At 58.1% G+C, this 22,349-nt stretch carries 21 protein-coding genes and 1 tRNA gene; 15 read left to right on the forward strand and 7 right to left on the reverse strand.

The window, feature by feature from the left end; genetic code table 11:
* The first annotated feature begins 204 nt into the window (after positions 1–204).
* Entirely contained in the window at positions 205–639 is a 435-nt protein-coding gene (locus AC2FJF_RS21760) for a hypothetical protein (protein WP_496727156.1), read from the forward strand.
* Between the two features lie 10 nt (positions 640–649).
* On the opposite strand, the gene AC2FJF_RS21765 is transcribed toward AC2FJF_RS21760, so the two are convergent.
* The 4 genes from AC2FJF_RS21765 to pdxH all read right to left on the reverse strand — a co-directional run bounded on the left by AC2FJF_RS21765 (position 650) and on the right by pdxH (position 2,499).
* A tRNA-Pro gene (locus AC2FJF_RS21765) sits at positions 650–726 on the reverse strand.
* Between the two features lie 43 nt (positions 727–769).
* Positions 770–1,237, reverse strand: a complete 468-nt coding sequence (locus tag AC2FJF_RS21770; protein WP_496727157.1) for a DUF192 domain-containing protein — start codon at positions 1,235–1,237, stop codon at positions 770–772.
* A gap of 7 nt (positions 1,238–1,244) precedes the next feature.
* Positions 1,245–1,751: a cold-shock protein gene (locus AC2FJF_RS21775; RefSeq protein ID WP_496727187.1), complete on the reverse strand. Its 507-nt coding sequence runs from the start codon at positions 1,749–1,751 to the stop codon at positions 1,245–1,247.
* A gap of 142 nt (positions 1,752–1,893) precedes the next feature.
* A complete protein-coding gene (gene pdxH / locus AC2FJF_RS21780) occupies positions 1,894–2,499 on the reverse strand; it encodes a pyridoxamine 5'-phosphate oxidase (protein WP_113790196.1) in 606 nt (201 codons plus the stop codon).
* A 135-nt stretch (positions 2,500–2,634) separates the two neighbouring features.
* On the opposite strand from pdxH, the gene fabI reads away from it, so the two are divergent.
* The 5 genes from fabI to trpE all read left to right on the forward strand — a co-directional run bounded on the left by fabI (position 2,635) and on the right by trpE (position 8,638).
* Entirely contained in the window at positions 2,635–3,441 is an 807-nt protein-coding gene (gene fabI / locus AC2FJF_RS21785; RefSeq protein WP_496727158.1) for an enoyl-ACP reductase FabI, read from the forward strand.
* Between the two features lie 4 nt (positions 3,442–3,445).
* Positions 3,446–3,955, forward strand: a complete 510-nt coding sequence (gpt, locus tag AC2FJF_RS21790; RefSeq protein ID WP_496727159.1) for a xanthine phosphoribosyltransferase — start codon at positions 3,446–3,448, stop codon at positions 3,953–3,955.
* 57 nt (positions 3,956–4,012) lie between these two features.
* Positions 4,013–5,188, forward strand: coding sequence for an aminotransferase (locus tag AC2FJF_RS21795; RefSeq protein ID WP_496727160.1), 1,176 nt, complete (start codon positions 4,013–4,015; stop codon positions 5,186–5,188).
* Positions 5,189–5,272: 84 nt separating this feature from the next.
* Positions 5,273–7,114, forward strand: a complete 1,842-nt coding sequence (locus AC2FJF_RS21800; protein ID WP_496727161.1) for a peptidylprolyl isomerase — start codon at positions 5,273–5,275, stop codon at positions 7,112–7,114.
* 12 nt (positions 7,115–7,126) lie between these two features.
* Entirely contained in the window at positions 7,127–8,638 is a 1,512-nt protein-coding gene (trpE, locus tag AC2FJF_RS21805; protein WP_496727162.1) for an anthranilate synthase component I, read from the forward strand.
* A gap of 45 nt (positions 8,639–8,683) precedes the next feature.
* Here the strand turns inward: trpE and AC2FJF_RS21810 are convergent, their stop codons facing one another.
* Positions 8,684–10,231 carry a divergent polysaccharide deacetylase family protein gene (locus AC2FJF_RS21810; protein ID WP_496727163.1) on the reverse strand — a complete coding sequence of 516 codons (1,548 nt, stop codon included), beginning with the start codon at positions 10,229–10,231 and terminating at the stop codon, positions 8,684–8,686.
* 195 nt (positions 10,232–10,426) lie between these two features.
* Here AC2FJF_RS21810 and AC2FJF_RS21815 point away from each other — a divergent pair, with 195 nt between their 5' ends.
* From AC2FJF_RS21815 to lexA, 6 genes are all read left to right on the forward strand, one after another.
* Entirely contained in the window at positions 10,427–11,008 is a 582-nt protein-coding gene (locus AC2FJF_RS21815; RefSeq protein ID WP_170557132.1) for an anthranilate synthase component II, read from the forward strand.
* Positions 11,005–12,024, forward strand: coding sequence for an anthranilate phosphoribosyltransferase (trpD, locus tag AC2FJF_RS21820; RefSeq protein ID WP_496727164.1), 1,020 nt, complete (start codon positions 11,005–11,007; stop codon positions 12,022–12,024). Before AC2FJF_RS21815 ends, trpD begins: the two co-directional genes overlap by 4 nt.
* On the forward strand, positions 12,021–12,833 hold the full coding sequence (gene trpC, locus AC2FJF_RS21825) for an indole-3-glycerol phosphate synthase TrpC (RefSeq protein ID WP_496727165.1): 813 nt from the start codon (positions 12,021–12,023) through the stop codon (positions 12,831–12,833). The genes trpD and trpC overlap by 4 nt, the downstream gene beginning before the upstream one ends.
* Positions 12,833–13,306, forward strand: a complete 474-nt coding sequence (moaC, locus tag AC2FJF_RS21830; RefSeq protein ID WP_170413610.1) for a cyclic pyranopterin monophosphate synthase MoaC — start codon at positions 12,833–12,835, stop codon at positions 13,304–13,306. The genes trpC and moaC overlap by 1 nt, the downstream gene beginning before the upstream one ends.
* Positions 13,303–14,475, forward strand: coding sequence for a molybdopterin molybdotransferase MoeA (locus tag AC2FJF_RS21835; RefSeq protein ID WP_496727166.1), 1,173 nt, complete (start codon positions 13,303–13,305; stop codon positions 14,473–14,475). Before moaC ends, AC2FJF_RS21835 begins: the two co-directional genes overlap by 4 nt.
* A 78-nt stretch (positions 14,476–14,553) precedes the next feature.
* Positions 14,554–15,252, forward strand: coding sequence for a transcriptional repressor LexA (lexA, locus tag AC2FJF_RS21840; RefSeq protein ID WP_496727167.1), 699 nt, complete (start codon positions 14,554–14,556; stop codon positions 15,250–15,252).
* Here lexA and AC2FJF_RS21845 read toward each other — a convergent pair.
* Positions 15,249–17,291, reverse strand: a complete 2,043-nt coding sequence (locus tag AC2FJF_RS21845) for a ComEC/Rec2 family competence protein (RefSeq protein ID WP_496727168.1) — start codon at positions 17,289–17,291, stop codon at positions 15,249–15,251. The two genes, lexA and AC2FJF_RS21845, sit on opposite strands and share 4 nt — an antisense overlap.
* Before the next feature lie 78 nt (positions 17,292–17,369).
* Between AC2FJF_RS21845 and gltX the strand changes: the two genes are divergently transcribed.
* Together gltX and gltA are read left to right on the forward strand one after the other, a co-directional pair.
* The gene (gene gltX, locus AC2FJF_RS21850; protein WP_496727189.1) at positions 17,370–18,770 is read left to right on the forward strand and encodes a glutamate--tRNA ligase; all 1,401 of its coding nucleotides are present in this window, start codon (positions 17,370–17,372) and stop codon (positions 18,768–18,770) included.
* A gap of 121 nt (positions 18,771–18,891) precedes the next feature.
* On the forward strand, positions 18,892–20,187 hold the full coding sequence (gltA, locus tag AC2FJF_RS21855; protein ID WP_496727169.1) for a citrate synthase: 1,296 nt from the start codon (positions 18,892–18,894) through the stop codon (positions 20,185–20,187).
* 54 nt (positions 20,188–20,241) lie between these two features.
* On the opposite strand, the gene AC2FJF_RS21860 is transcribed toward gltA, so the two are convergent.
* Complete coding sequence (locus tag AC2FJF_RS21860; RefSeq protein WP_496727170.1) at positions 20,242–21,306, reverse strand: PA0069 family radical SAM protein; 1,065 nt, start codon at positions 21,304–21,306, stop codon at positions 20,242–20,244.
* A 300-nt stretch (positions 21,307–21,606) separates the two neighbouring features.
* Between AC2FJF_RS21860 and AC2FJF_RS21865 the strand changes: the two genes are divergently transcribed.
* Positions 21,607–22,305, forward strand: coding sequence for a corrinoid protein (locus AC2FJF_RS21865; protein ID WP_496727171.1), 699 nt, complete (start codon positions 21,607–21,609; stop codon positions 22,303–22,305).
* Positions 22,306–22,349 lie beyond the last annotated feature (44 nt).

The raw sequence follows: 22,349 nt of genomic DNA on the forward strand, positions 1-22,349 counted from the left end.
GATTCCTCCACAGGTTCATCCACCACGTGCGCACGTCGATTCCCAAAACCTGCGGGTAAATTAACTGTGTTTCCCGGCACAGTTATCGGAATTTGATAATCTAACGCTAAGGTGTCTACGTTGAATGAGAATCACGAAGCGGTCATTTTGAACCGCGGCGCTGGGTAAACCGCCGGGCGCGATCACTCAAAGGGGAGCGGACAGATGTCGTTGTTACGTTTAATTCCGATTCTGGCCCTGATCGTGGCCTGTACACCACAAGATGTGCCCCCACCGGCGCGCAGCGCTCAATTTGACAGCTACCCCAAAAAACTGTTCGACACGTTCGAGATCAGTTGCGACGGCCCGGGCGAGCGCTTTGAAAAAACCGGGAATCGGGTATTTGAATGCACCGAGTTTCTGCCCCCGGACACAACCGCGTTTCTGATTCTCAACTATGACGGATACCCTCAGGACCTGCCCAAAAGCGTGATGCGGCTGACAACGACCAAGAACAACTCGGGCTACCGTGTCGATGCCGAGCTGTATTTCAACGTCCCACGCAAAAGCGGCCCGTCGGTCAAAGTACCAGTGGAAAGCGAAACGCTGGATAAGGCGCTTGGCGCGCTTTACCAAGCGTTGGGTGGATCGCCAACATAAGTGGAAGAAGTGGTCGGGGCGGCAGGATTCGAACCTACGACCCCCTGTACCCAAAACAGGTGCGCTACCAGACTGCGCCACGCCCCGAACCGTGCGCCTTCCTAACCATGCCAATCTGATTTGAAAAGCCCTAACAGGACCAAATTGCAGGACCTTGCGAAAAAATTTCGTGCCGCATGACGGTTCCGGGCTTAATTGAGTAGCGCGCGGCGAGTCCCGCGTTGATTTCGAGAACCGCAAACACGGAATCGCCACCTTCGATTGGTGTCAGATCACCGGGAATCGCACCTTGATGAACATGCGTCACGGTCCCAGCCCTATCGATGAAAATGATATCCAAGGGAATCAGTGTGTTCTTCATCCAGAACACCACCGGTTGCGGCGGGTCAAAAACGAACAGCATGCCCGAACGGTTTGGCAGCGACTCGCGGAACATCAGTCCACGCGACCGATCCTGCGGGCTAATCGCCAATTCGATATTGAATCGGATCTGCGCCGAGTCGTTCTTGATGTCGATCTGATCAGGCTTGCACGCAGCCCAGGTCATTCCGGACCAAAGCAACAAAATCGCTAATAGACCCGGAAGAAACTTAGGCATGAATCACTCAGTCGTCCAAAGCAGCTTCCCAGGCCAATACCTGAGCCGCCATACGTCCACGCTTGCCACTAATGACACGCATCGCGAGGGCCTCGCCCGGCTGCAGATCCGACAGGCCAGAGCGGCGCAGCACTTCGATATGCAGGAACACGTCTTCACCGCGGCCAAAAACATTGGCAAACCCAAAGCCTTTGCCTTTGTCGAACCATTTGACTCGCGCGGCCTCTAGCGGGGCAGCGGCGATCTCAACAGGATCAAGCTCGGCAAAATCAGCCAGCATCATCGTCTCCGTCCGGGCGGGCGGATCGACACTGATGACCTCAACCGCCTGAACACCACGGTCCGTGCGATGGGTCATGATTTCTATGCCCGCACCATCCGCGACCGAACTTTGGCCGAAATTGCGCAACACATTGACATGCAACAAAATATCCGGACCGCCCTCATCAGACACAACAAATCCGAATCCCTTTGCAGGGTCGAACCATTTCACGTGTCCACGGACGCGGTACATGTTGTTCAGATCTTCTGGCACGGCGTTCCCATCGCGAAAATTGTCATTTCGTTAAGGGTCCGATGTGTATGGGAATGGCGCGCAAATTCAAGCTGAAAAAACCTTTTGTTTTCGGCCTCTTGCATTTCACGATACGCGAACGTCATGGATTCAACCTCTGTATCTGCCAGTCGGAACCCACTTGATCCCGCTGCCATCGGAACCTGTCGTGCAACCGAAAGGCCCCATCGGCCCAGAATTCGATTTCGGTTGGCACCAGCCGATAGCCGCCCCAGAACGGCGGGCGTGGCGGGTTCGGGCCCAACTTGGCTGTTACCTTGGCCACCTCGGCCATCAGAACCGAGCGACTGCTGAGAGGCTGAGACTGCTTGGACGCCCAGGCCCCCAATCGGCTTTTTAGCGAGCGGGACGCATAATACTCATCTGCCTGCGGCCCGCTTTCTCTGGTTATTGTACCACGAACTCGGATTTGCCGCCGCAGAGATTTCCAATGCATCACAAAAGCAGCTTTTCCGGCGCTGTCCAACTCGGCCGCCTTGGCACTTTCGTAGTTGGTGTAGAACACAAAAGCCGCCGGTTCGATCTCTTTCAGAAGAACCATGCGCACATTCGGCATGCCGTCCGAATCGACGGTCGCCAAAGCGATCGCATCCGGATCGTTCGGTTCATTCTCTTTGGCCTCAGCCAGCCACCGCCCCGCTATTTCAAACGGATCGGTGCCGGCAAATATGCCGCTACGTTCGCTCATTCCCATCCCCTGGAAACTAATAAAGTCCACCCTAGGGCGAGAACCCGCCACGGGCAAGAGCGCGCGGCCTTGATGCAGCGCACCCAATGGCATAAACCATCCCAACATAACGCGAAGACAGGCGGAGAACCAAACATGTCAAATCAGTTGATGGCCGGCAAACGCGGCCTCATCATGGGACTGGCCAATGATAAATCAATCGCATGGGGAATAGCCCGTGCTTTGTCCGAATCCGGAGCAGAGCTGGCTTTTTCATATCAAGGCGACGCACTTAAGAAACGCGTTGATCCACTAGCGGCACAGCTTGGCAGCGAAATGGTTCTGCCCTGCGACGTCAGTGACGAAGAATCGATTGATGCGCTCTTCACATCTTTGGAAGCGAAATGGGGCAAGCTGGACTTTGTTGTTCACGCCATCGGTTTTTCGGACAAGAACGAACTTCGGGGCCGCTACGTCGACACGTCGCGTGCGAACTTCAAACTGACCATGGACGTGTCGGTCTATTCCTTCACCGCTGTGATGCAACGGGCCGAGAAGATGATGTCCGAAGGCGGCAGCGCAGTAACCCTGACCTATTATGGCGCTGAGCAGGTGATGCCGCATTATAACGTGATGGGTGTCGCCAAAGCCGCACTTGAGGCATCAGTCAAATACTTGGCCGAGGATCTGGGCAAGGACGGTATCCGCGTGAATTCGATCTCGGCCGGTCCGATCAAAACGCTGGCCGCGAGTGGTATCGGCGACTTCCGCTATATCATGAAGTGGAACGAGTATAACTCGCCCCTGCGCCGTAACGTGACCATCGACGATGTCGGCAAATCAGCACTGTATCTGCTGTCTGACCTCAGCAGCGGCGTGACGGGTGAAAACCTGCACGTGGATTCGGGTTATCACATTGTCGGCATGAAAGCCGTCGACGCACCTGACGTCGAAAAGGGATAAAGACATGAGCGCCAAGGATCGTCTGCCCCACGAAAAAGGGTTTCACATCAGCTGGGATCAGATTCACCGTGATTCCCGCGCCCTGGCTTGGCGTTTGGACGGGCAAGGCCCCGATGACGGCGCATGGCGCGCAGTTGTGGCCATCACCCGTGGCGGTATGGCGCCTGCGATGATCGTCAGCCGCGAGCTGGACATTCGCACCGTCGACACGATCAGCGTGCGCTCGTACCACCATCAGGACCAAGGCGAAGCCGAGGTTCTCAAAGCCCCCGATGCCCATCTGATGGGCGACGGCGAAGGTATACTGATCATCGACGATCTCGTCGACAGCGGCAAAACGCTGGAGCTGGTGCGAGACTTGTACCCCAAGGCGCATTTCGCGACAGTTTACGCCAAGCCCAAAGGTCGCCCGATGGTGGACACGTTCATCACCGAGGTCAGCCAGGATACCTGGATCTTTTTCCCGTGGGATATGGCCCTGCAATATGTCGAGCCCTACCGCGGGACCGACTAAAAGACCTCCCTCAACCCACAAAGAGTGAGGCAAAGCCTTACAAAGGACAGGCCCGTCATGACCCAGTCCCGTACCACCGCGACATTTGCGCCTCCGGTCATGGAGGCGCGGCGCTGGTTGGAGGGGGTGGAGTTTCCTGATAACCGTCCCCTGATCAACGTCAGCCAGGCTGCCCCGGTCGATCCACCGCCGCTGGCGCTGCGCGAAGCGATTGCCAGCTTTGCCGTGACCGAAGACAGCGCCCATCTTTACGGGCCGGTTCTGGGCAATCCAGCCCTGCGAGCTGAACTCGCCCTTCAGATCGGGTCGCACTATGACGCGCAGGTGTCCAGCGATCAGGTCGCAATCACCTCGGGCTGCAATCAGGCATTTGCCGCTACGATCACAGCAATCACCGATCAGGTTGACGAGGTCATCGTTCCGACGCCCTGGTACTTTAATCACAAGATGTGGCTGGACATGGCAGGCGTCCGAACCGTGGATCTGCCAACCGATGACGCTCTGCTGCCCGATCCGGACGCAGCCCGTGCTCTGATCACTGACAAAACCCGCGCTATCGTTCTGGTGACCCCGAACAATCCCGGCGGAGTGGAATACCCTGCCCCTTTGGTGCGCGCATTCTTTGATCTTGCGCAAGAGGTCGGCATCCGGCTGATCGTGGACGAAACATATCGGGACTTCGACAGCCGCAGCGGCCCACCCCATGACCTGTTCGCCCGGCCTGACTGGGACGAGACCCTGATCCACCTCTATTCCTTTTCCAAAGCATACAGGCTGACCGGCCACCGTGTCGGCGCGATTGCGACCGGCACTGGCCTGCTATCCGAGATTGAAAAGTTCTTGGACACGGTCGCTATCTGCCCAAGCCAGATCGGCCAGCACGCAGCCCTTTGGGGAATGCAGAACCTGTCGCAATGGCTGGCAGTTGAACGGGATGAGATCCTCGACCGCCGCGCCGCAATTGCCGAGCTTTTGCCAAGCTTGACCAACAAGGGTTGGCGGTTGTTGGGTCTGGGCGCCTATTTCGCCTATTTCGAACACCCGTTCGATATCCCATCCGACGAACTGGCACGACGGCTGGTCCCCGACGCAGGCATTCTGCTGCTGCCCGGCACCATGTTCATGCCTGAAAATGATCCGGCCGGAAAACGTCAGGTTCGCATCGCTTTTGCCAATCTTGACCGCGCCGGTTTGGGGCATTTGTTCGAACGTCTGCAGGCTCTGTCCTTCTGAGCTTGCCCCCCGACGGTGCGCGTCGTATTCAGGGCCGCAACCGACTGGGCAGTAACCTGCCGACAAACGCACAAAGAGGGCACTATGGCCGCAGGCATGAAAAACCTATCAAAGACCTTTGTCTGGATTCTCATGGGCCTTTTGATGCTCGGACTTGCAGGCTTTGGCGCAACCAGCCTCTCTGGCACCGTGCGTTCGGTGGCCCAGGTCGGGAACGAGGATATCTCGGTTGATGACTATGTCCGCGAGCTGCAGCGCGAGATCCGCGCGGTTGAACAACAGACAGGCCAGCCTTTGCAAATGTCGCAGGCCATTGAGTTTGGTCTGGATCGTCTTGCCTTGTCTCGTCTGACGGCTTTAGCAGCGCTGGACAATGAGGTCGGTTTGCTGGGCATCTCGATCGGTGATGAGAACCTGCAGGAAGAAATTGTAGCGATTCCTGCTTTTCAGGGTGTCAACGGTACATTCGACCGTGACGCGTATCAATTCCAACTGGAACAGGTCGGCATGTCGGATACCGAGTTCGAATCGGATCTGCGCAAGGAAACATCCCGTACCATCGTGCAGAACGCCGTGGTCAGCGGTGTGAAGATGCCTGAGACCCTGACGCAGGTCTTGACCGATTACGTTGGCGCTCGTCGCAGCTTTACCGTTGCTACGCTGGCACCGGATGCCCTGCCCGCGCCCGTCCCCGCTCCGACCGACGAGCAGGTCCAAACGTTTTATGATGAGAACACCGAGCTGTTCACATTGCCGCGGACCAAAAAGCTGACTTATGCGATCCTGTCACCCGAAATGCTGCTAGATGACGTGGAAGTCGACGAGGATTCGGTAAAGCGTTTGTATGAACAGCGCGCGGCTGAATTCCAGCAGCCCGAACGCCGCCTGATCGAGCGCCTGACCTTCCCGGATCAGGACGCAGCCCAAAACGCCATGGCCCAGCTAGAGGTTGGCGGTAAGACCTTCGAGCAACTGGTCCGGGATCGCCAGCTTGAGCTCAGCGATATCGACCTTGGCGACGTCACCCGCGAGGATCTGGGCGAAGCCGCCGATGGTGTCTTTGCTGCCGATTTGGACGCTGTTGTCGGCCCGCTGCCTTCCACCTTCGGACCGGCACTGTTCCGCATCAACGGATCGCTTGCCGAAAACAACACGTCGTTTGAAGATGCCGCCCCTGCCCTGCGCGAAGAATTGGCAGCCGATCGCGCCCGCCGCCAAATTGAAGCCCAGGCCGAGGACATCAATGACCTGCTGGCCGGCGGCGCGACTTTGGAAGAACTGACGTCCGAGACCGAAATGGAGCTGGGCCAGATCGACTGGACCGCGCAAACCGGTGAAGGCGTCGCCGCCTATGACGAGTTCCGCAGTGCAGCCGAAGCCGTGCAGGATGGCGATTTTCCTGAGGTAGCGTTTCTTGAAGATGGCTCGATCTTTGCCCTGCGCCTGAATGAGGTTCTTGAACCCCGGCCGGAACCGATTGAGTCTGCACGTGACCGCGTTGTTGCCGCCTGGACCCAGGCCGAAACCAACAAGGCGTTGGAAGAACAGGCAAATGCTGTTCTGGAGCAGGTGCAGACCGACGGTGACTTTGCCGCAACCGAATTGCCGTTCCGGGTAGAAAACGCCCTGACCCGCACGGCCTTTTTGGAAGATGTACCTGCAGACTTCATGACTCAGGTCTTCGAAATGGAACAAGGAGATCTGCGCGTCATTCCCGGTGCCGGAACCGCGTTTATCGTGCGTCTGGATGAACTGTTGCCGCCTGCCGAAACAGATGAACTGCGTCAGGTGCAAGCGGCCCTTACCGCCCAGTTGGACCAGGCTTTGGCCCAGAACATCTTTGATGCGTTTGTCCGCGATGCACAGGTCCGTGCCCGTCCCGTCGTAGATCAGCAGGCCCTGAATGCTGTTCAGGCGAGCTATTAAAAGAGACTGAATATGGCGCTGACCCCCGACTTCGACAGCTTCGCCCGCGCCTATGAGGCAGGCGAAAATCAGGTTGTCTACACACGCTTAGCCGCTGATCTGGACACGCCGGTTTCCTTGATGCTCAAGCTGACAGGCGCGCAGAAAGACGCGTTCATGTTGGAATCGGTCACCGGTGGTGAGGTTCGTGGCCGCTATTCGATCATCGGGATGAAGCCGGACCTGATCTGGCGGTGCCAAGGCGAGACGTCCGCGCTGAACCGCTCGGCGCGGTTCGACCCGGATGCGTTCTCGCCCCAAACGGGCAACCCTATGGATAACCTGCGGGCGCTGCTGGCGGAAAGTAAGATCGACCTGCCGGACGATCTGCCCCAGGCCGCTGCCGGGCTGTTCGGCTATCTCGGCTATGACATGGTGCGGCTGGTGGAATACCTGCCCGACGTGAACCCCGATCCGCTTGGCCTGCCTGATGCCATCATGCTCAGACCCTCGGTCATTGCAGTGCTGGACGGCGTTAAGGGCGAGGTTACGGTTGTGTCACCTGCATGGGTCAGCGAGGGCCAGTCGGCCAAGGCTGCTTATGCACAGGCCGCAGAACGTGTCATGGACGCGGTGCGCGATCTGGAACGCGCCATGCCCGCCGAGACGCGCGATCTTGGCGATGCGTCCGAGGTCGCGGCGCCGGTGTCGAATTTCACTAAGTCCGGCTATTTAGAAGCGGTCGAAAAGGCCAAGGAATACATCCGCGCGGGCGACATCTTTCAGGTTGTTCCGGCACAGCGCTGGACTCAGGACTTTCCGCAGCCTCCCTTTGCGCTTTATCGTTCGCTTCGGCGCACGAACCCGTCGCCCTTCATGTTCTATTTCAACTTTGGCGGCTTTCAGGTCGTGGGCGCCAGCCCCGAGATTCTGGTCCGCGTTTTCGGAGATGAGGTCACGATCCGCCCCATCGCCGGCACTCGGCCACGCGGCGCGACCCCCGAAGAGGACAAGGCCAACGAGGTTGATCTGCTGGCCGACAAGAAAGAGTTGGCAGAACATCTGATGCTGCTGGATCTGGGCCGCAACGACACCGGGCGCGTGGCAAAGATCGGCACTGTGCGCCCTACCGAAAAGTTCATCATCGAACGCTACAGCCACGTGATGCACATCGTCTCCAACGTTGTTGGTGAGTTGGCCGAAGACAAAGACGCACTGGATGCCTTCTTTGCCGGAATGCCTGCGGGCACCGTTTCAGGCGCGCCAAAGGTCCGCGCTATGGAGATCATTGACGAGCTCGAGCCCGAAAAGCGCGGCGTTTATGGCGGTGGTGTGGGGTATTTCAGTGCTGGCGGCGACATGGATATGTGTATCGCCCTGCGTACGGCCATCGTGAAAGACCAGAAGCTCTATATTCAGGCAGGCGGAGGCGTGGTCTATGACAGCGACCCCGAGGCCGAATTTATGGAAACCGTCCATAAATCGAACGCCATTCGGCGTGCGGCTGCAGACGCGGCCCGGTTTACTGGCTCTGGCAACACTTAAGGAATTGCGGCTGACCTGATGGTCAGCCGTTTTTCATTATCAGCCTTACTGAGCTTCTTGCGTCATGACCGCTGAAATCGGGGCCATGGCCACGCGGCCACCGCGATCTTCCAGTCCCCATAGCAACAGGGCCGAGATCGTGTCCGGGCGCAGCCGTCCCAACATGACGACAGTTCCCTGCTGACCAGCCCGGAACGCCGCCTGATCCAAGAAACGTCGCATGATCGTGGGGTCCTGACGGGCACCGTCGATGTCGCGAAAGATGACCCCGGAAGGGATGCCGTTGCGCGCGGCCAGTTTCTGTACGGTGTTCAGGCCATTATCCTGAGTGATAAGCCCGCGCCCGGTATCACCGGCAATTGCAGCCACCTGATCGGCCAATTTGCGGTTACCTTGAATGCCGGTTCCCACGCCTTCCAGAATACCAACGGTTTCCGGCAGAGTGTCCAGCCACACAGCCATCGAAACCTCAGCATCTTGCGCGCTGGCCGCCTTGGGCAAATCGGCAAGCGCCAGAACCTCGAAACCCGCTGCGCGATGGCGGGCCATTTTTTCGGCCGCATCAGGGTCAGACGGGCTGACAGCAAAGCTGAGCGGATACGGGAAATCCTTCAACGCCTCGGCTCCAAAGGCCCCTTCATCATCAATCAGAATGATCGACATTAGCGGTTTGGCTTCGGGGTTTTCGAACTTGGCGGCATAGGCATCAATTGGCTTACCGGGCAGAAGTATCGCGGGTTGCTCATCTTCGGAGACCGGCGCGTCATCGCGTTCAGTCAGCGGGACGACTCGTTTGCCAACGGTCAAACCGTCGGTATCCGTTTCTTCACCGCCGATCTGCGGGACCGCCGCGATCCGGGGCAGCTTCTTAAGCTGCGGGTCTTCTTCCCCTTCTACGGCAATCGGGTTGTTCTCAAGTGGATCGACCTCAGGCGTCTGCGGTTCGATTGCCGTGGGTTCGGGCTTCGGCTCGGGTTCATTTTCTGTTTCGATGATTGCCGGCAATGCCTCTGCGACTTCAGGCTGGGTCTCAGCAACTTCGGGCTGCACCTGTTCTACTTCCGGCTCGGGCAGTATTTCCAGAACCTCCGGCGCAGGCTGCGGCTCAACCTCAACGATGGTTTCTTCTTCCTTGAGTGCAACCGGCGGCTCGGGCGCGGTTTCCGAGATGATCGGCTCACCTTCGGTACTGGGCAATGGCTGCAATTGCGCAGGCGACTGCGGCACAACCGGTGCCTCGTTTGATATGGTTACCTCAGCCGTGTCAGGTATTTCGATCCCTTCGACCTGCGTGACAGCCTCACTGATCGTCGGCTCAGAGTCTGGCACAGTCTCCACGTCCGCCAGTCCGGCAAGATTGTCCGTTTGATCCCCGGAAGCATCGGATGCCACCGGCGGCGCGGTCACCAGATCGGCATCTGCCACCGTCTCGGCCGCTTCGGTGCTGACCTCGGGGGCCGCCGCCGGTGCAGGCTCGGGCGCCTCGGCGTTCACAACCGGTTTTCGGGTCAACGGGGTATTCAGGGATAGTACCGCACCAAGCAGACCAACAACGACCGCCCCTGCGATCATCCCGCCTAGAAATCCGCCCATCTTAACTGCCTCTCGCCTTCATCCTGCTTCGATCGCCTCAACGCCGTTTACCGCGCCTTTGGCCTGCGATTGCGCCCTGAACAGGATGTCCTCTTGACGCTGCCCCGCAAGCCTGAGCATGTATGTCCCGACATTATACCGTGGCCAGGGGCTGTATCGCCAGTCCGAAATGCCCAAGCCGAGACAAGTGCCCAAATGCTGCTGCTGATCGACAACTACGACTCGTTTACCTACAACCTGGTACATTATTTAGGCGAACTTGGCGCCGAAATGGTCATTCGGCGGAATGACGCCTTGGATGTGCAAGAAGCCATGGCCATGAACCCCGCGGGGATCCTTCTCAGCCCTGGTCCATGCGATCCCGATCAGGCCGGGATTTGTCTGGCATTGACTGAAGCGGCGGCTGAAACAAAAACGCCGCTGTTGGGTGTCTGTCTTGGCCATCAGACGATTGGTCAGGTGTTTGGCGGCAACGTTGTCCGCTGCCACGAAATCGTTCATGGCAAGATGGGAATGATGCATCACACCGGGAAAGGTGTTTTTGCGGGCCTGCCCACCCCGTTTGAGGCGACCCGTTACCACTCGCTGATTGTGGATCGTGACACCCTGCCCGACACTCTTGAGATAACGGCAGAGCTGGAAGACGGCACAATCATGGGGCTGCAGCACAAGGAACTGCCAATCCACGGCGTCCAGTTCCACCCTGAATCAATCGCTTCAGAGCATGGCCATGCCCTGCTCAAGAATTTCCTGTCCGAGATGAAAGTTCCTGCATGAGCGACGCTCTGAAACCACTGATCGGAGCCGCAGCCGATCGGCCCCTGACGCGTGCCGAGGCTGAACAGGCCTTTGGTATTCTGTTTGACGGCGAAGCCACGCCCAGCCAGATTGGCGGCCTGCTGATGGCGATGCGCACACGTGGTGAAACGGTAGACGAATATGCAGCCGCTGCCGCCGTGATGCGCGCGAAATGCAACGCCGTCAAAGCCCCGGAAGGCGCGATGGATATTGTCGGCACCGGTGGCGACGGCAAAGGTACACTGAACATTTCGACCGCCACGGCGTTTGTCGTTGCTGGTGCGGGCGTTACTGTAGCCAAACACGGCAATCGAAACCTGAGCTCCAAATCAGGCGCTGCAGATGCGCTGGGACAATTGGGAATCAACGTTATGGTTGGCCCACAAACCGTTGAAAAAGCACTGCAAGAAGTCGGCATTGGCTTTATGATGGCCCCCATGCATCATCCAGCAATTGCCCATGTCATGCCCAGCCGACAAGAGCTGGGAACGCGTACGATATTCAATATCCTTGGCCCATTGACCAATCCCGCTGGTGTTCGACGTCAGCTGACCGGCGCGTTCAGTCGAGACTTGATCCGGCCAATGGCGGAAACGCTGGGCCTTTTGGGTGCCGAACATGCCTGGCTGGTACACGGATCGGATGGCACGGATGAGCTGACGATCACCGGTGTAAGCTGGGTCGCTGCGCTGGAAAACGGCGTTGTGAAAGAGGTTGAGCTGCATCCTGAAGACGCAGGGCTGCCGGTCCACCCGTTCGAGGATATCATCGGCGGAACGCCCGAGGAAAACGCCGTGGCCTTCCGCGCCTTGTTGGACGGCGCGCCATCGGCCTACCGCGACGCTGTTCTGTTGAACTCTGCCGCAGCCCTTGTGGTTGCTGGCTCTGCTGATGACCTGAAAGACGGCGCTGCCAAGGCGCGGGAAAGCATCGACAGCGGAAAAGCTAAAGACAAAATCGCGGCCCTGGCCCGAATTACGCAGGAGGCCGCATGACCGAGACGGTTCTGGACAAGATCAAAGCCTACAAACTTGAAGAAGTTGCGGCAGACAAGACGCAGAAGTCGCTGGAAACACTGGAAAACGAGGCCCGCAACGCGCCAGAGGTCCGCGGTTTTGCCGATGCGCTTCGAACAGCAGCGCGTCGGGGGTACGGCCTGATAGCCGAAGTCAAGAAAGCCAGCCCGTCCAAGGGTCTGATCCGCCCGGATTTCGATCCACCCGCTCTGGCCAAAGCCTATGAGGAAGGCGGCGCTACGTGTTTATCGGTGCTGACCGACACGCCTAGTTTTCAGGGTGCAAAAGAATACCTGACCGAAGCCCGGGCTGCCACCTCACTTCCAGCGCTGCGCAAGGACTTCATGTACGACCCCTATCAAGTGGTCGAGGCGCGTGCTTTGGGTGCGGATTGCATCTTGATCATCATGGCATCGGTCGACGACGCGCAAGCCGCTGAACTGGAACAGACTGCATTCGACTGGGGTATGGATGTCCTGATCGAAGTTCACGACCAGAACGAGTTGGAACGTGCAGCAGAGCTGAAAAGCTCACTGATTGGGATAAACAATCGTAATCTCAAGACCTTCGAGACATCTCTTGATACCACTCGCCACCTGTCCAAGCTTGTGCCAGCGGGCCGGACGATCGTCTGCGAAAGCGGTCTGAGCACGCCTGAAGATCTGGCCGACATCGCACGTTACGGCGCGCGCAGCTTCCTGATCGGTGAAAGCCTGATGCGTCAGGACGACGTGGCAGCAGCCACCCGCCACCTTCTCGCAAGCCCTCTGATCCCCGGAGTCATGTGATGCCCTTGACCCATTTTGATGCTCAGGGACAGGCCCATATGGTCGATGTCTCGGACAAGGAAGTCACCGACCGCGTCGCCGTGGCGGCTGGTCACATCAAAATGGCGCAGGACACCTTTGATCTGATTTCCGAAGGCCGCGCTAAGAAAGGTGATGTTCTGGGCGTGGCACGTCTTGCGGGCATCATGGGCGCAAAGAAAACGCCTGATCTGATCCCTTTGTGTCACCCGCTTCCAGTCACCAAAGTTGCAGTCGAACTGACGCTGGATCCCGACTTGCCCGGCGTGCTGGTCGAAGCCACAGTCAAAACATCGGGCCAGACCGGTGTCGAGATGGAGGCGCTGACCGCCGTGTCCACGGCTGCGCTAACGGTCTATGACATGACCAAGGCCGTGGATAAGGCGATGGAAATTGGCGGTATCCGTGTATTGCTGAAAGATGGCGGTAAATCAGGGCGTTACGAAGCAAAATGATCACCGTCGAAGAGGCCCGCGCGCTGTTGTTTGAACTGGTCTCGCCCCTTCCAGCCGAGACCGTTGCTTTGTCCGACGCCGCAGGTCGTGTTCTGGCTCAGGATATCGAGGCCACCCGCGACCAGCCGCCATTTGAAGCGTCCTCGATGGACGGCTACGCGCTGAAATCGACCGAGGTCGAGCTGCACGCCATGTTCAAGGTCATCGGCGAGTCGGCAGCTGGCAACCGCTACACCGGTCGCGTCGGGCCCGGACAGGCGGTGCGCATATTCACTGGTGCCCCGGTTCCCGAAGGTGCTGATTTCGTTGTCATACAAGAAGATACCGAACGTCGCGGCGACCTGATCACAATCTCGGACCTACCCGGCCCAAAATCGAATATCAGACCTGCGGGCGTCGATTTCAAAGCAGGCACAAAGATCTCGGCCCCACGTCAGTTGCGCGCCGAGGACATCGCGCTGATGGCGGCGATGAATATTGCGACCGTACCAGTGACTCGAAAGCCTGTTATTGCGCTGATCTCCACCGGTGATGAATTGGTGATGCCGGGCGAAACCCCGGGCCCCGATCAGATCATCGCATCCAATACGTTTGGCTTGAAAGCACTGCTGGAGGGCGCTGGCGCGCACGTCCGCATCCTTCCGGTCGCGCGCGATACGGTGTCATCGCTTCAAACTGCCTTCGGACTGGCCGAAGGAGCGGATCTGGTTGTGACCATCGGCGGCGCATCGGTTGGAGACTACGATCTGGTGTCAGATGTCTCAACCCGGCTGGGAATGGAGCAATCTTTCTACAAGATCCGAATGCGTCCCGGCAAACCCCTGATGGCAGGTCGATTGGGACAAACGGCAATGGTCGGCTTGCCCGGAAATCCTGTTAGTGCAATGGTTTGCGGCTATCTCTTCCTGTTGCCAATGGTGCGTCGGATGTTGGGTGTCGAACAGGTACTGCCCCCATTGCGAACCGCAAGGCTTGCTGAACCGCTCGGCGAAAACGGTCCGCGTGAGCATTACATGCGGGCTATGCTGGATGAAACCGGCATTCGCGCATGTTCCGATCAGGACAGTTCACTGCTCAGCGTTTTGGCGCAGGCAAACGCTCTGTTGGTGAGGATTCCGCATGACCCCGCCCGACCTGCCGGGGATGAGGTTCAATACCTGCCGATCTAAATCCCGCTCAAATCCGTTGACACAAAACGTGAACATGCGTAGAACAAAAGAAAACGCATGACCGACGAGGTGTGAGCAATGTTGACCAAGAAGCAGTTGGATTTGTTGGAATTCATTCACAAACGCGTTCAGGCGGATGGTGTTCCGCCTAGTTTCGATGAAATGAAGGCCGCGCTGGACCTCAGGTCCAAATCTGGCATCCACAGATTGATTACGGCTCTAGAGGAACGTGGGTTCATTCGGCGTCTGGCGCACCGTGCGCGGGCCATTGAAATCGTCAAACTGCCGGAAAGCCTGGGTGGAGAACCCACAGTGGCCTTCAAGCCGCGTGTGATAGAAGGCGACAAGCCGTCCGGCCCCCGCCCCGCGAATTTTGAGCCGGTGACCGTGGATGCGATGGAATTGCCAGTGATGGGCCGCATCGCCGCCGGCGTCCCGATTGAGGCGATCAGCCATGTCTCGCACCGCGTCGCCGTGCCCGGTTCAATGGTATCCGGCAAGGGTGAGCATTACGCACTGGAAGTGCGCGGCGACTCGATGATTGACGCAGGGATCAACGATGGAGATGTAGTGGTAATCCGGGAAACCTCGGTTGCCGATAACGGCGATATCGTTGTTGCTCTTGTCGAAGATCAGGAAGCCACATTGAAGCGGTTCTTCCGCCGAGGTCAGGCGATTGCGCTTGAGGCCGCGAACCCCGCCTATGAAACCCGCGTTCTGCCAGAAGATAAGGTCAAGGTGCAGGGTCGTCTGGTTGGACTGATCCGCAGCTACTAAAACTGCTTGGTATCCCGGTTCCCGGATGTGTTCGGGGACCAGAGCCTGTCGCCCATCGCCTCTTTAGACGTTGTGATCTTGCCGCCCGACAGGGACAGACTTCCCGTTGCCAGCAGCCGTTTCGGATCGAAGACTTCACAGCCACCGGACAGTTGCAGCGCCACGGGAGAAATCACGATCTGATCGGTATTGCAGGCACTGAACCCGCGCGCCGCGCGTTTGCCTGTAACGTGCAACACCTCTTTGCCCTGCCAGTCATACCGTTGAATGGTGCCGGAATCATGCGGCCAACGGCTGGCCGCCTGCAACTGATCTGCCCCGTCCCCATCATTTTCCAGCCAGACGGTTGCGACAAACCCGCTTCCCTTTTTCTTACTCAAGGCGCGTCCTTGTTCAGTCATTACGCCAACAAGACCGCCACTATCCGCAACCAGTATTTCAGGGCGATTTCCCTGCCCCCATAACAACAACGCCACGGCCATTGGTGCCACCCCAACCCATCGGGCCCGTCCTTGCCACAGCGCAAGCCACAGGCCGCCAAGCGCAATTAGCGGCAGGACAGGGGTCGGCGGGCTGACAACATATCCTTGCGCGCCGTCAAATCCCGATACCCATTGCGAAACCGCAAGAATCCACTCTAAACCCAGCCCCATCACTGCCAGCGGCACTATCTCAAAGCCGAATGGCGACAGCAGTGCTGCCACCACGGCCGAAGGGACGACAACCATGCCCATGACCGGCACCGACAGCATGTTGGCCAGAAGACCATAGTGAGACAATGTGTTGAAATGCGCCGCACCAATTGGCGCGGTTGCAAATCCCGCGATAGCTGAGGACATCAGTAGGCCCGCAACAGGTTTCAGCCACTTTGGCCCCGGCATCGGTCCAATGTCACGCAACGCTCCGAACACCGCCACAAGCGCTGTCGTTGCGGCAAAAGACATTTGAAACCCCGGGCTAAGTAAGGATTCGGGGCGCAGAATGAGTACAATAAGTGCGGCGACCGCAACGGCCCGTAGGGAAATCGCGCGTCTGTCGATCAGTATGGCCATCAACATGACACTCGCCATGACAAAGGCGCGTTCCGTGGCGACATTCCCCCCAGACAGTAACAAGTAGATCGTGGCTGCGAACATCGCACAGACAGCCGCCAGTTTGCGCACAGGCAATCTGAGAGCCAGCGCAGGAATGGTTGAGAAAAAGAGCCTGCACATCAAGTAGACGAACCCGGTCAGCAGGCCCATGTGGAGGCCCGAAATCGCCAACAGATGCGCCAGGTTGGATGCGCGCAGTGACTTTAGCGTTTCTTGCCCCATACCGCTGCGATCACCCGTTGTGACGGCGGCCGCAAACCCGCCAATCTCACCCGGCAGGATCGTGCGGACATGGTGGGAAATCGCCATTCGCCATGCCGTAGTGCGGATGCCTTCGGGCTGCGGGGGCGCAGCGATCAGCACCGGAACTCGGGTGTATCCCACGGCCCCCAGCCGTTGAAACCACGCGTGTCGCCGAAAGTCGAATCCTCCCGGTTCCACCGGACCTTGAGGGGGCGACAAATGGGCAGTGGTCATGATCCTTTGGCCGGGCGCCAGCGAACGTGCGCCTCCGTGCAAGGAAAGCCGGACGCGCTGCGGCCGCCGGTCACCGGGCACATCACCTATACGCACCCGATCCAGCGTAATCCGCAGCGCATCCGACGCAGAGCGATCCATGGCTACAACCCGCCCCTCGACCGGGCCGTAATAACGCCAGGACAGGACCGGCTCTGCCACCGTGTGGGCGCGCCCGCCCGCCAGGATAAACCCGGCAGCGATCAGCGCCCCCCCTGTTGTCAACGCAGCCCAGCCAGACGGAAGCCAGCGCACCAAGCCTAAGCAAATCGCGATCACGGCAACGAGGCCTGCATAGATCATCCACCCCGGTTCAAACCGCAGGCTGAAATACAGACCAATACCGACTGCCAAACACACCGGAGACCACTGAAACAAATACCCTGTCTGGTTCAGTAATGCGGTCTCGACCCGTGCCAGAACACGCATGGTTGCCCCCGTCCTTCCGGCTCGTTAGACAGGCGCCAATCTATGCCCGACACGGTTACCAAAAGGTTAATCCACACAATGTCCGATCAGGTCGTCACTCGTTTCGCCCCGTCCCCAACCGGTTTCCTGCATATCGGCGGGGCCCGTACGGCGCTGTTCAATTGGCTTTATGCCCGCGGCCGCGGCGGCAAGTTCCTGTTGCGGATCGAGGACACCGACCGTGAACGTTCGACCCCCGAAGCAACGGCTGCAATCCTGCAAGGGATGGAGTGGCTGGGTCTTGATCACGACGGCGATGTAATTAGTCAATTCGAGGGTGCCGAACGTCACGCCGAGGTGGCGCATCAGTTGCTGACTGAGGGCAAGGCGTACAAGTGCTTTTCAACGCAGGAAGAGGTCTCGGCCTTCCGCGAACAAGCGCGGGTCGAGGGGAAATCGACCCTGTTCCGTAGCCCTTGGCGCGATGCAGACGCGTCCTCCCATCCGGACGCTCCGTTTGCGATCCGCATCAAGGCGCCTCAGGACGGCACGACGGTAATCCGCGATCAGGTTCAGGGTGATGTGACCATTCGCAACGATCAGTTGGACGACATGATCCTGCTGCGGTCGGACGGCACTCCGGTTTATATGCTGGCGGTCGTGGTAGATGATCACGACATGGGCGTGACCCATGTGATCCGCGGCGATGACCACCTGAACAACGCTGCGCGACAGATGATGATCTATGAGGCGATGGGATGGGACGTCCCTGTCTGGGCACATATCCCTCTGATCCATGGGCCGGATGGAAAAAAGCTGTCCAAACGCCACGGCGCGTTGGGCGCGCAGGAATATCAGGCCATGGGTTACCCCGCGGCTGGAATGCGCAATTATTTGGCGCGTTTGGGCTGGAGCCACGGCGATGATGAATTCTTTACTGACGAACAGGCCAAGGAATGGTTCGATCTGGATGGAATCGGCAAAAGCCCTGCCCGTTTCGACCTGAAAAAGCTGGAAAATCTGTGTGGACAGCATATCGCCATCGCGGGTGATGCTGCATTGCGGCAAGAGATCGAAGCCTATCTGGCGGCGGCGAAATTGCCTGACCTCACGGAAACACAATCCGGTGATCTGGAACGTGCGATGTATTGCCTCAAGGACCGCGCGCGCATGTTCCCGGAACTTCTTGAAAAAGCTCACTTTGTTTTGACATCTCGCCCAATTGAGCCGGATGAAAAGGCCGCAAAAGCACTGGCCTCAGTATCCGATGGTATACTGAGTGAATTGACGCCGCACGTGCAAAATGCTAGCTGGACGCGAAACGAACTGGAGCAAACCCTAAATTCGTTTGCAGAAGCGAAAGAGGTTAAGTTCGGCAAACTGGCGGGCCCGTTGCGGGCCGTGTTGGCAGGTCGGGCAGTGACGCCTTCAGTTTTTGACATGATGCTTGTGCTGGGGAAGGAAGAAACCCTGGCCCGGCTTTCTGACGCAGCGACGTAAACCCAATCTTCATATTTGGGTAACGCTGCTCCGCTAACACCCGGACTGCGCGCCCGCGCGCAGCCGTTGCCCGCAAGGTCGGACAGCGATTCGACATGCGTAAGAATGAGGAAGGGACACTATGACCGACAGCAATAAAACAGCCACTCTGACAGTCCATGGTGAAACGTACGAGTTGCCGGTTCATTCTCCGACCGCTGGACCTGACGTCATCGACATCCGTAAGCTGTACAGCGATGCCGGAGTGTTCACCTACGACCCCGGTTTTACGTCGACCGCAAGCTGTGACAGCACCATTACCTATATTGACGGCGAAAAAGGTGAGCTGCTGCACCGTGGCTATCCGATCGACCAGCTGGCCGGAAAATCGCACTTCCTCGAAGTGTGCTATCTGCTTTTGTACGGAGAGCTGCCGGTCGCCAAAGACCTCGAGCAGTTCGAAACCACCATCACCCGCCACACCATGCTGCACGAACAGATGCAGTATTTCTATCGCGGCTTCCGTCGGGATGCGCATCCGATGGCGATTATGGTGGGTGTCGTTGGAGCAATGTCGGCGTTCTATCACGACTCGACCGACGTGTCCGACCCGCATCAGCGTGAGGTCGCCTCTCACCGTCTGATCGCCAAGATGCCGACGATCGCCGCATGGGCCTATAAGTATCACATCGGCCAGCCCTTCGTTTATCCGCGCAACGATCTGGACTACGCGTCCAACTTCCTACGCATGTGCTTTGCCGTTCCCGCCGAAGAATATGAGGTGAACCCGATCCTCAGCCGTGCGATGGACCGGATCCTGACTTTGCACGCGGATCACGAACAAAACGCGTCAACCTCGACCGTGCGTCTGGCGTCTTCGTCAGGCGCCAACCCGTTTGCGTGTATCGCGGCGGGTGTGGCTTGCCTTTGGGGTCCTGCCCATGGTGGCGCAAACCAGGCCTGTTTGGAGATGTTGGAAGAGATCGGTTCCGTCGATCGTATTCCGGAATACATCGACCGTGCCAAGGACAAGAACGACCCGTTCCGCCTGATGGGCTTTGGCCACCGCGTCTACAAGAACTTCGACCCGCGCGCGACTGTAATGAAGCAATCAGCCGACGAAGTGCTGGAACTGCTTGGCGTCGAGAACAATCCGAAGCTGCAGGTTGCCAAAGCACTGGAAAAGCAGGCGCTGGAAGATCCGTATTTCGCCGAGAAAAAACTGTTCCCGAACGTGGACTTCTACTCGGGCATCATCCTCGAGGCGATGGGTTTCCCCACCTCAATGTTCACGCCGATTTTCGCGCTGTCGCGCACCGTTGGCTGGGTCAGCCAATGGAAAGAGATGATCGCAGATCCACAGAACAAAATCGGTCGTCCGCGTCAGCTGTATCTCGGCGAAACAACCCGCGATTATGTGGACATCGAAAACCGCTGATAGCCGGTTACAATTTCGAAACGCCTCGGACCCTTGTCCGGGGCGTTCTTCGTTTCAGAACAACGTCAGTTGATCCCCGGCTTGCGCGGGCCTGGAAAACAGATCACATCGTAGTGGCGGTGTTTTTGTGGCCAACCTCAAACGTTTGACCGCGAGGCTGAACCGCTTGGCCACCAGCCCGGCATACTCACCCTCCCCCCGCATGCGGTGCCCCCAACGCGGGTCATAGTCACGACCACCGTGCATTTCGCGCAGTTTGGACATGACCTTTTCAGCTCGCGCCGGCTCATGCTGATGCAGCCAGGATTGCCACAGCTCAGAGACTTCGCGCGGAAGGCGCAGCATGATCCAGGTTGCGGAATCAGCGCCCGCGTCTCGCCCGGCTTCCAGCATGGATTCCAATTCGTGATCCGTCAGACCCGGTATCAAAGGCGATGTCATGACGCGTACCGGCACTCCTGCATCGGTCAACCGTCGGATCGTCGCCAGCCGTCTTACAGGGGATGGCGCGCGTGGTTCCATACGTCGAGACAAGCCTGGGTCCAAAGTTGTCAACGAAATGCCGACCCGAACCAATCCAAGTTGCGCCATAGGGGTAAGGATATCCAAGTCCCGCTCGATCATCGCACCTTTGGTCACGATTGCGACCGGGTGCTGGAACTCTTGCAAGACCTGCAGGCAAGCCCTTGTGATTTGGTGGTATTTTTCGATCGGCTGATACGGGTCGGTGTTTGTTCCCATCGCAATGGTCGCCACTTTGTACCGGGCTGAGGACAGTTCTTTCCTAAGGACCTCTGCCGCGTTTGGCCGTGCAATCAGCCGGGTTTCAAAATCCAATCCCGGCGACAATCCCAGATAGGCATGTGTCGGGCGGGCAAAACAGTACACGCACCCATGCTCGCACCCGCGATAGGGGTTAATCGAGCGGTCAAACGGCAGATCGGGCGATCGGTTGTAGGTGACCACACTGCGCGCTACCTCTTCTCGGACCTCGGTTCTGAGCTGGGGAAGTTCTTCTTCCATCTCCCAGCCATCGTCACAGGCCTCGGTCGCAAAGCGTTCGAATCTGCCTGATTCATTGCTGGCCACGCCGCGGGCCTTTATGTTGAGTGCAGGCATATTTGTTCCTGTTATGTTCTCGCTCAGGAATCAATAGACCCTGAATCGCCATGCGACAAGGAAAACTGCGCGAACCGCCCTATTCGCCCCCGATCCTGGACGCCCGGTTTTTCCCCGGTTGTGAACAGATTGCAGGATGTTGTTGCAGATAATTCCATCGTGATCGCAAACAATTTGACGTATAGGTCGGTCCCGGAACTGCCAAGGTCGCAATCGTAACAGTCTAACTGCGACGAAATGGCCAAAACGGAAAAAATGCCACCACGGGCCGATGGCCCGCCCAGCACAGGGAAATGCCCCATGTCCGATGAAGAAGACATCGTCCTGTCCGAACTCAACGACGACGAACTTGTCGAGCAGATGTTCGACGATCTTTATGACGGCCTGAAAGAAGAGATCGAAGAAGGTGTGAACATCCTGCTTGAACGCGGATGGACACCATATGACATCCTGACCAAAGCATTGGTCGGTGGCATGACCATCGTGGGCCACGATTTCCGCGACGGCATCCTGTTCGTGCCCGAGGTTTTGCTGGCGGCCAACGCGATGAAAGGTGGGATGACGATCCTCAAGCCGCTGCTGGTCGAAACCGGCGCGCCGCGGGTCGGCAAGATGGTGATCGGCACCGTCAAAGGCGACATCCATGATATCGGCAAAAATCTGGTGTCGATGATGATGGAAGGAGCCGGTTTTGAGGTCGTGGATATTGGCATCAACAACCCGGTCGAAAACTATCTGGAAGCTTTGGATTCCGAACAGCCAGACATTCTGGGCATGTCTGCACTGCTGACCACAACGATGCCCTACATGAAAGTGGTCATAGACACGCTGATCGAACAGGGACGGCGTGAAGATTACATCGTACTGGTTGGCGGTGCCCCTCTGAACGAGGAATTCGGCAAGGCCATCGGCGCAGACGCCTATTGCCGTGACGCGGCGGTTGCGGTGGAAACTGCCAAAGACTTTGTGTCCCGCAAGCATAACCAACTGGCCAGCTAATTCAGGTGACACGAAAATGATCAAGGCCGCCCTTTCCGGGGCGG

The sequence above is a fragment of the Ruegeria sp. CDSB013 genome (assembly GCF_059611165.1).

Bases quoted from the DNA above. Each gene is read 5' to 3' on its own strand.
- AC2FJF_RS21760 (WP_496727156.1), top strand. From the start codon at position 205: ATGTCGTTGTTACGTTTAATTCCGATTCTGGCCCTGATCGTGGCCTGT.
- AC2FJF_RS21770 (WP_496727157.1), bottom strand. From the start codon at position 1,237: ATGCCTAAGTTTCTTCCGGGTCTATTAGCGATTTTGTTGCTTTGGTCC.
- AC2FJF_RS21775 (WP_496727187.1), bottom strand. From the start codon at position 1,751: ATGTACCGCGTCCGTGGACACGTGAAATGGTTCGACCCTGCAAAGGGA.
- pdxH (WP_113790196.1), bottom strand. From the start codon at position 2,499: ATGAGCGAACGTAGCGGCATATTTGCCGGCACCGATCCGTTTGAAATA.
- fabI (WP_496727158.1), top strand. From the start codon at position 2,635: ATGTCAAATCAGTTGATGGCCGGCAAACGCGGCCTCATCATGGGACTG.
- gpt (WP_496727159.1), top strand. From the start codon at position 3,446: ATGAGCGCCAAGGATCGTCTGCCCCACGAAAAAGGGTTTCACATCAGC.
- AC2FJF_RS21795 (WP_496727160.1), top strand. From the start codon at position 4,013: ATGACCCAGTCCCGTACCACCGCGACATTTGCGCCTCCGGTCATGGAG.
- AC2FJF_RS21800 (WP_496727161.1), top strand. From the start codon at position 5,273: ATGGCCGCAGGCATGAAAAACCTATCAAAGACCTTTGTCTGGATTCTC.
- trpE (WP_496727162.1), top strand. From the start codon at position 7,127: ATGGCGCTGACCCCCGACTTCGACAGCTTCGCCCGCGCCTATGAGGCA.
- AC2FJF_RS21810 (WP_496727163.1), bottom strand. From the start codon at position 10,231: ATGGGCGGATTTCTAGGCGGGATGATCGCAGGGGCGGTCGTTGTTGGT.
- AC2FJF_RS21815 (WP_170557132.1), top strand. From the start codon at position 10,427: ATGCTGCTGCTGATCGACAACTACGACTCGTTTACCTACAACCTGGTA.
- trpD (WP_496727164.1), top strand. From the start codon at position 11,005: ATGAGCGACGCTCTGAAACCACTGATCGGAGCCGCAGCCGATCGGCCC.
- trpC (WP_496727165.1), top strand. From the start codon at position 12,021: ATGACCGAGACGGTTCTGGACAAGATCAAAGCCTACAAACTTGAAGAA.
- moaC (WP_170413610.1), top strand. From the start codon at position 12,833: ATGCCCTTGACCCATTTTGATGCTCAGGGACAGGCCCATATGGTCGAT.
- AC2FJF_RS21835 (WP_496727166.1), top strand. From the start codon at position 13,303: ATGATCACCGTCGAAGAGGCCCGCGCGCTGTTGTTTGAACTGGTCTCG.
- lexA (WP_496727167.1), top strand. From the start codon at position 14,554: ATGTTGACCAAGAAGCAGTTGGATTTGTTGGAATTCATTCACAAACGC.
- AC2FJF_RS21845 (WP_496727168.1), bottom strand. From the start codon at position 17,291: ATGCGTGTTCTGGCACGGGTCGAGACCGCATTACTGAACCAGACAGGG.
- gltX (WP_496727189.1), top strand. From the start codon at position 17,370: ATGTCCGATCAGGTCGTCACTCGTTTCGCCCCGTCCCCAACCGGTTTC.
- gltA (WP_496727169.1), top strand. From the start codon at position 18,892: ATGACCGACAGCAATAAAACAGCCACTCTGACAGTCCATGGTGAAACG.
- AC2FJF_RS21860 (WP_496727170.1), bottom strand. From the start codon at position 21,306: ATGCCTGCACTCAACATAAAGGCCCGCGGCGTGGCCAGCAATGAATCA.
- AC2FJF_RS21865 (WP_496727171.1), top strand. From the start codon at position 21,607: ATGTCCGATGAAGAAGACATCGTCCTGTCCGAACTCAACGACGACGAA.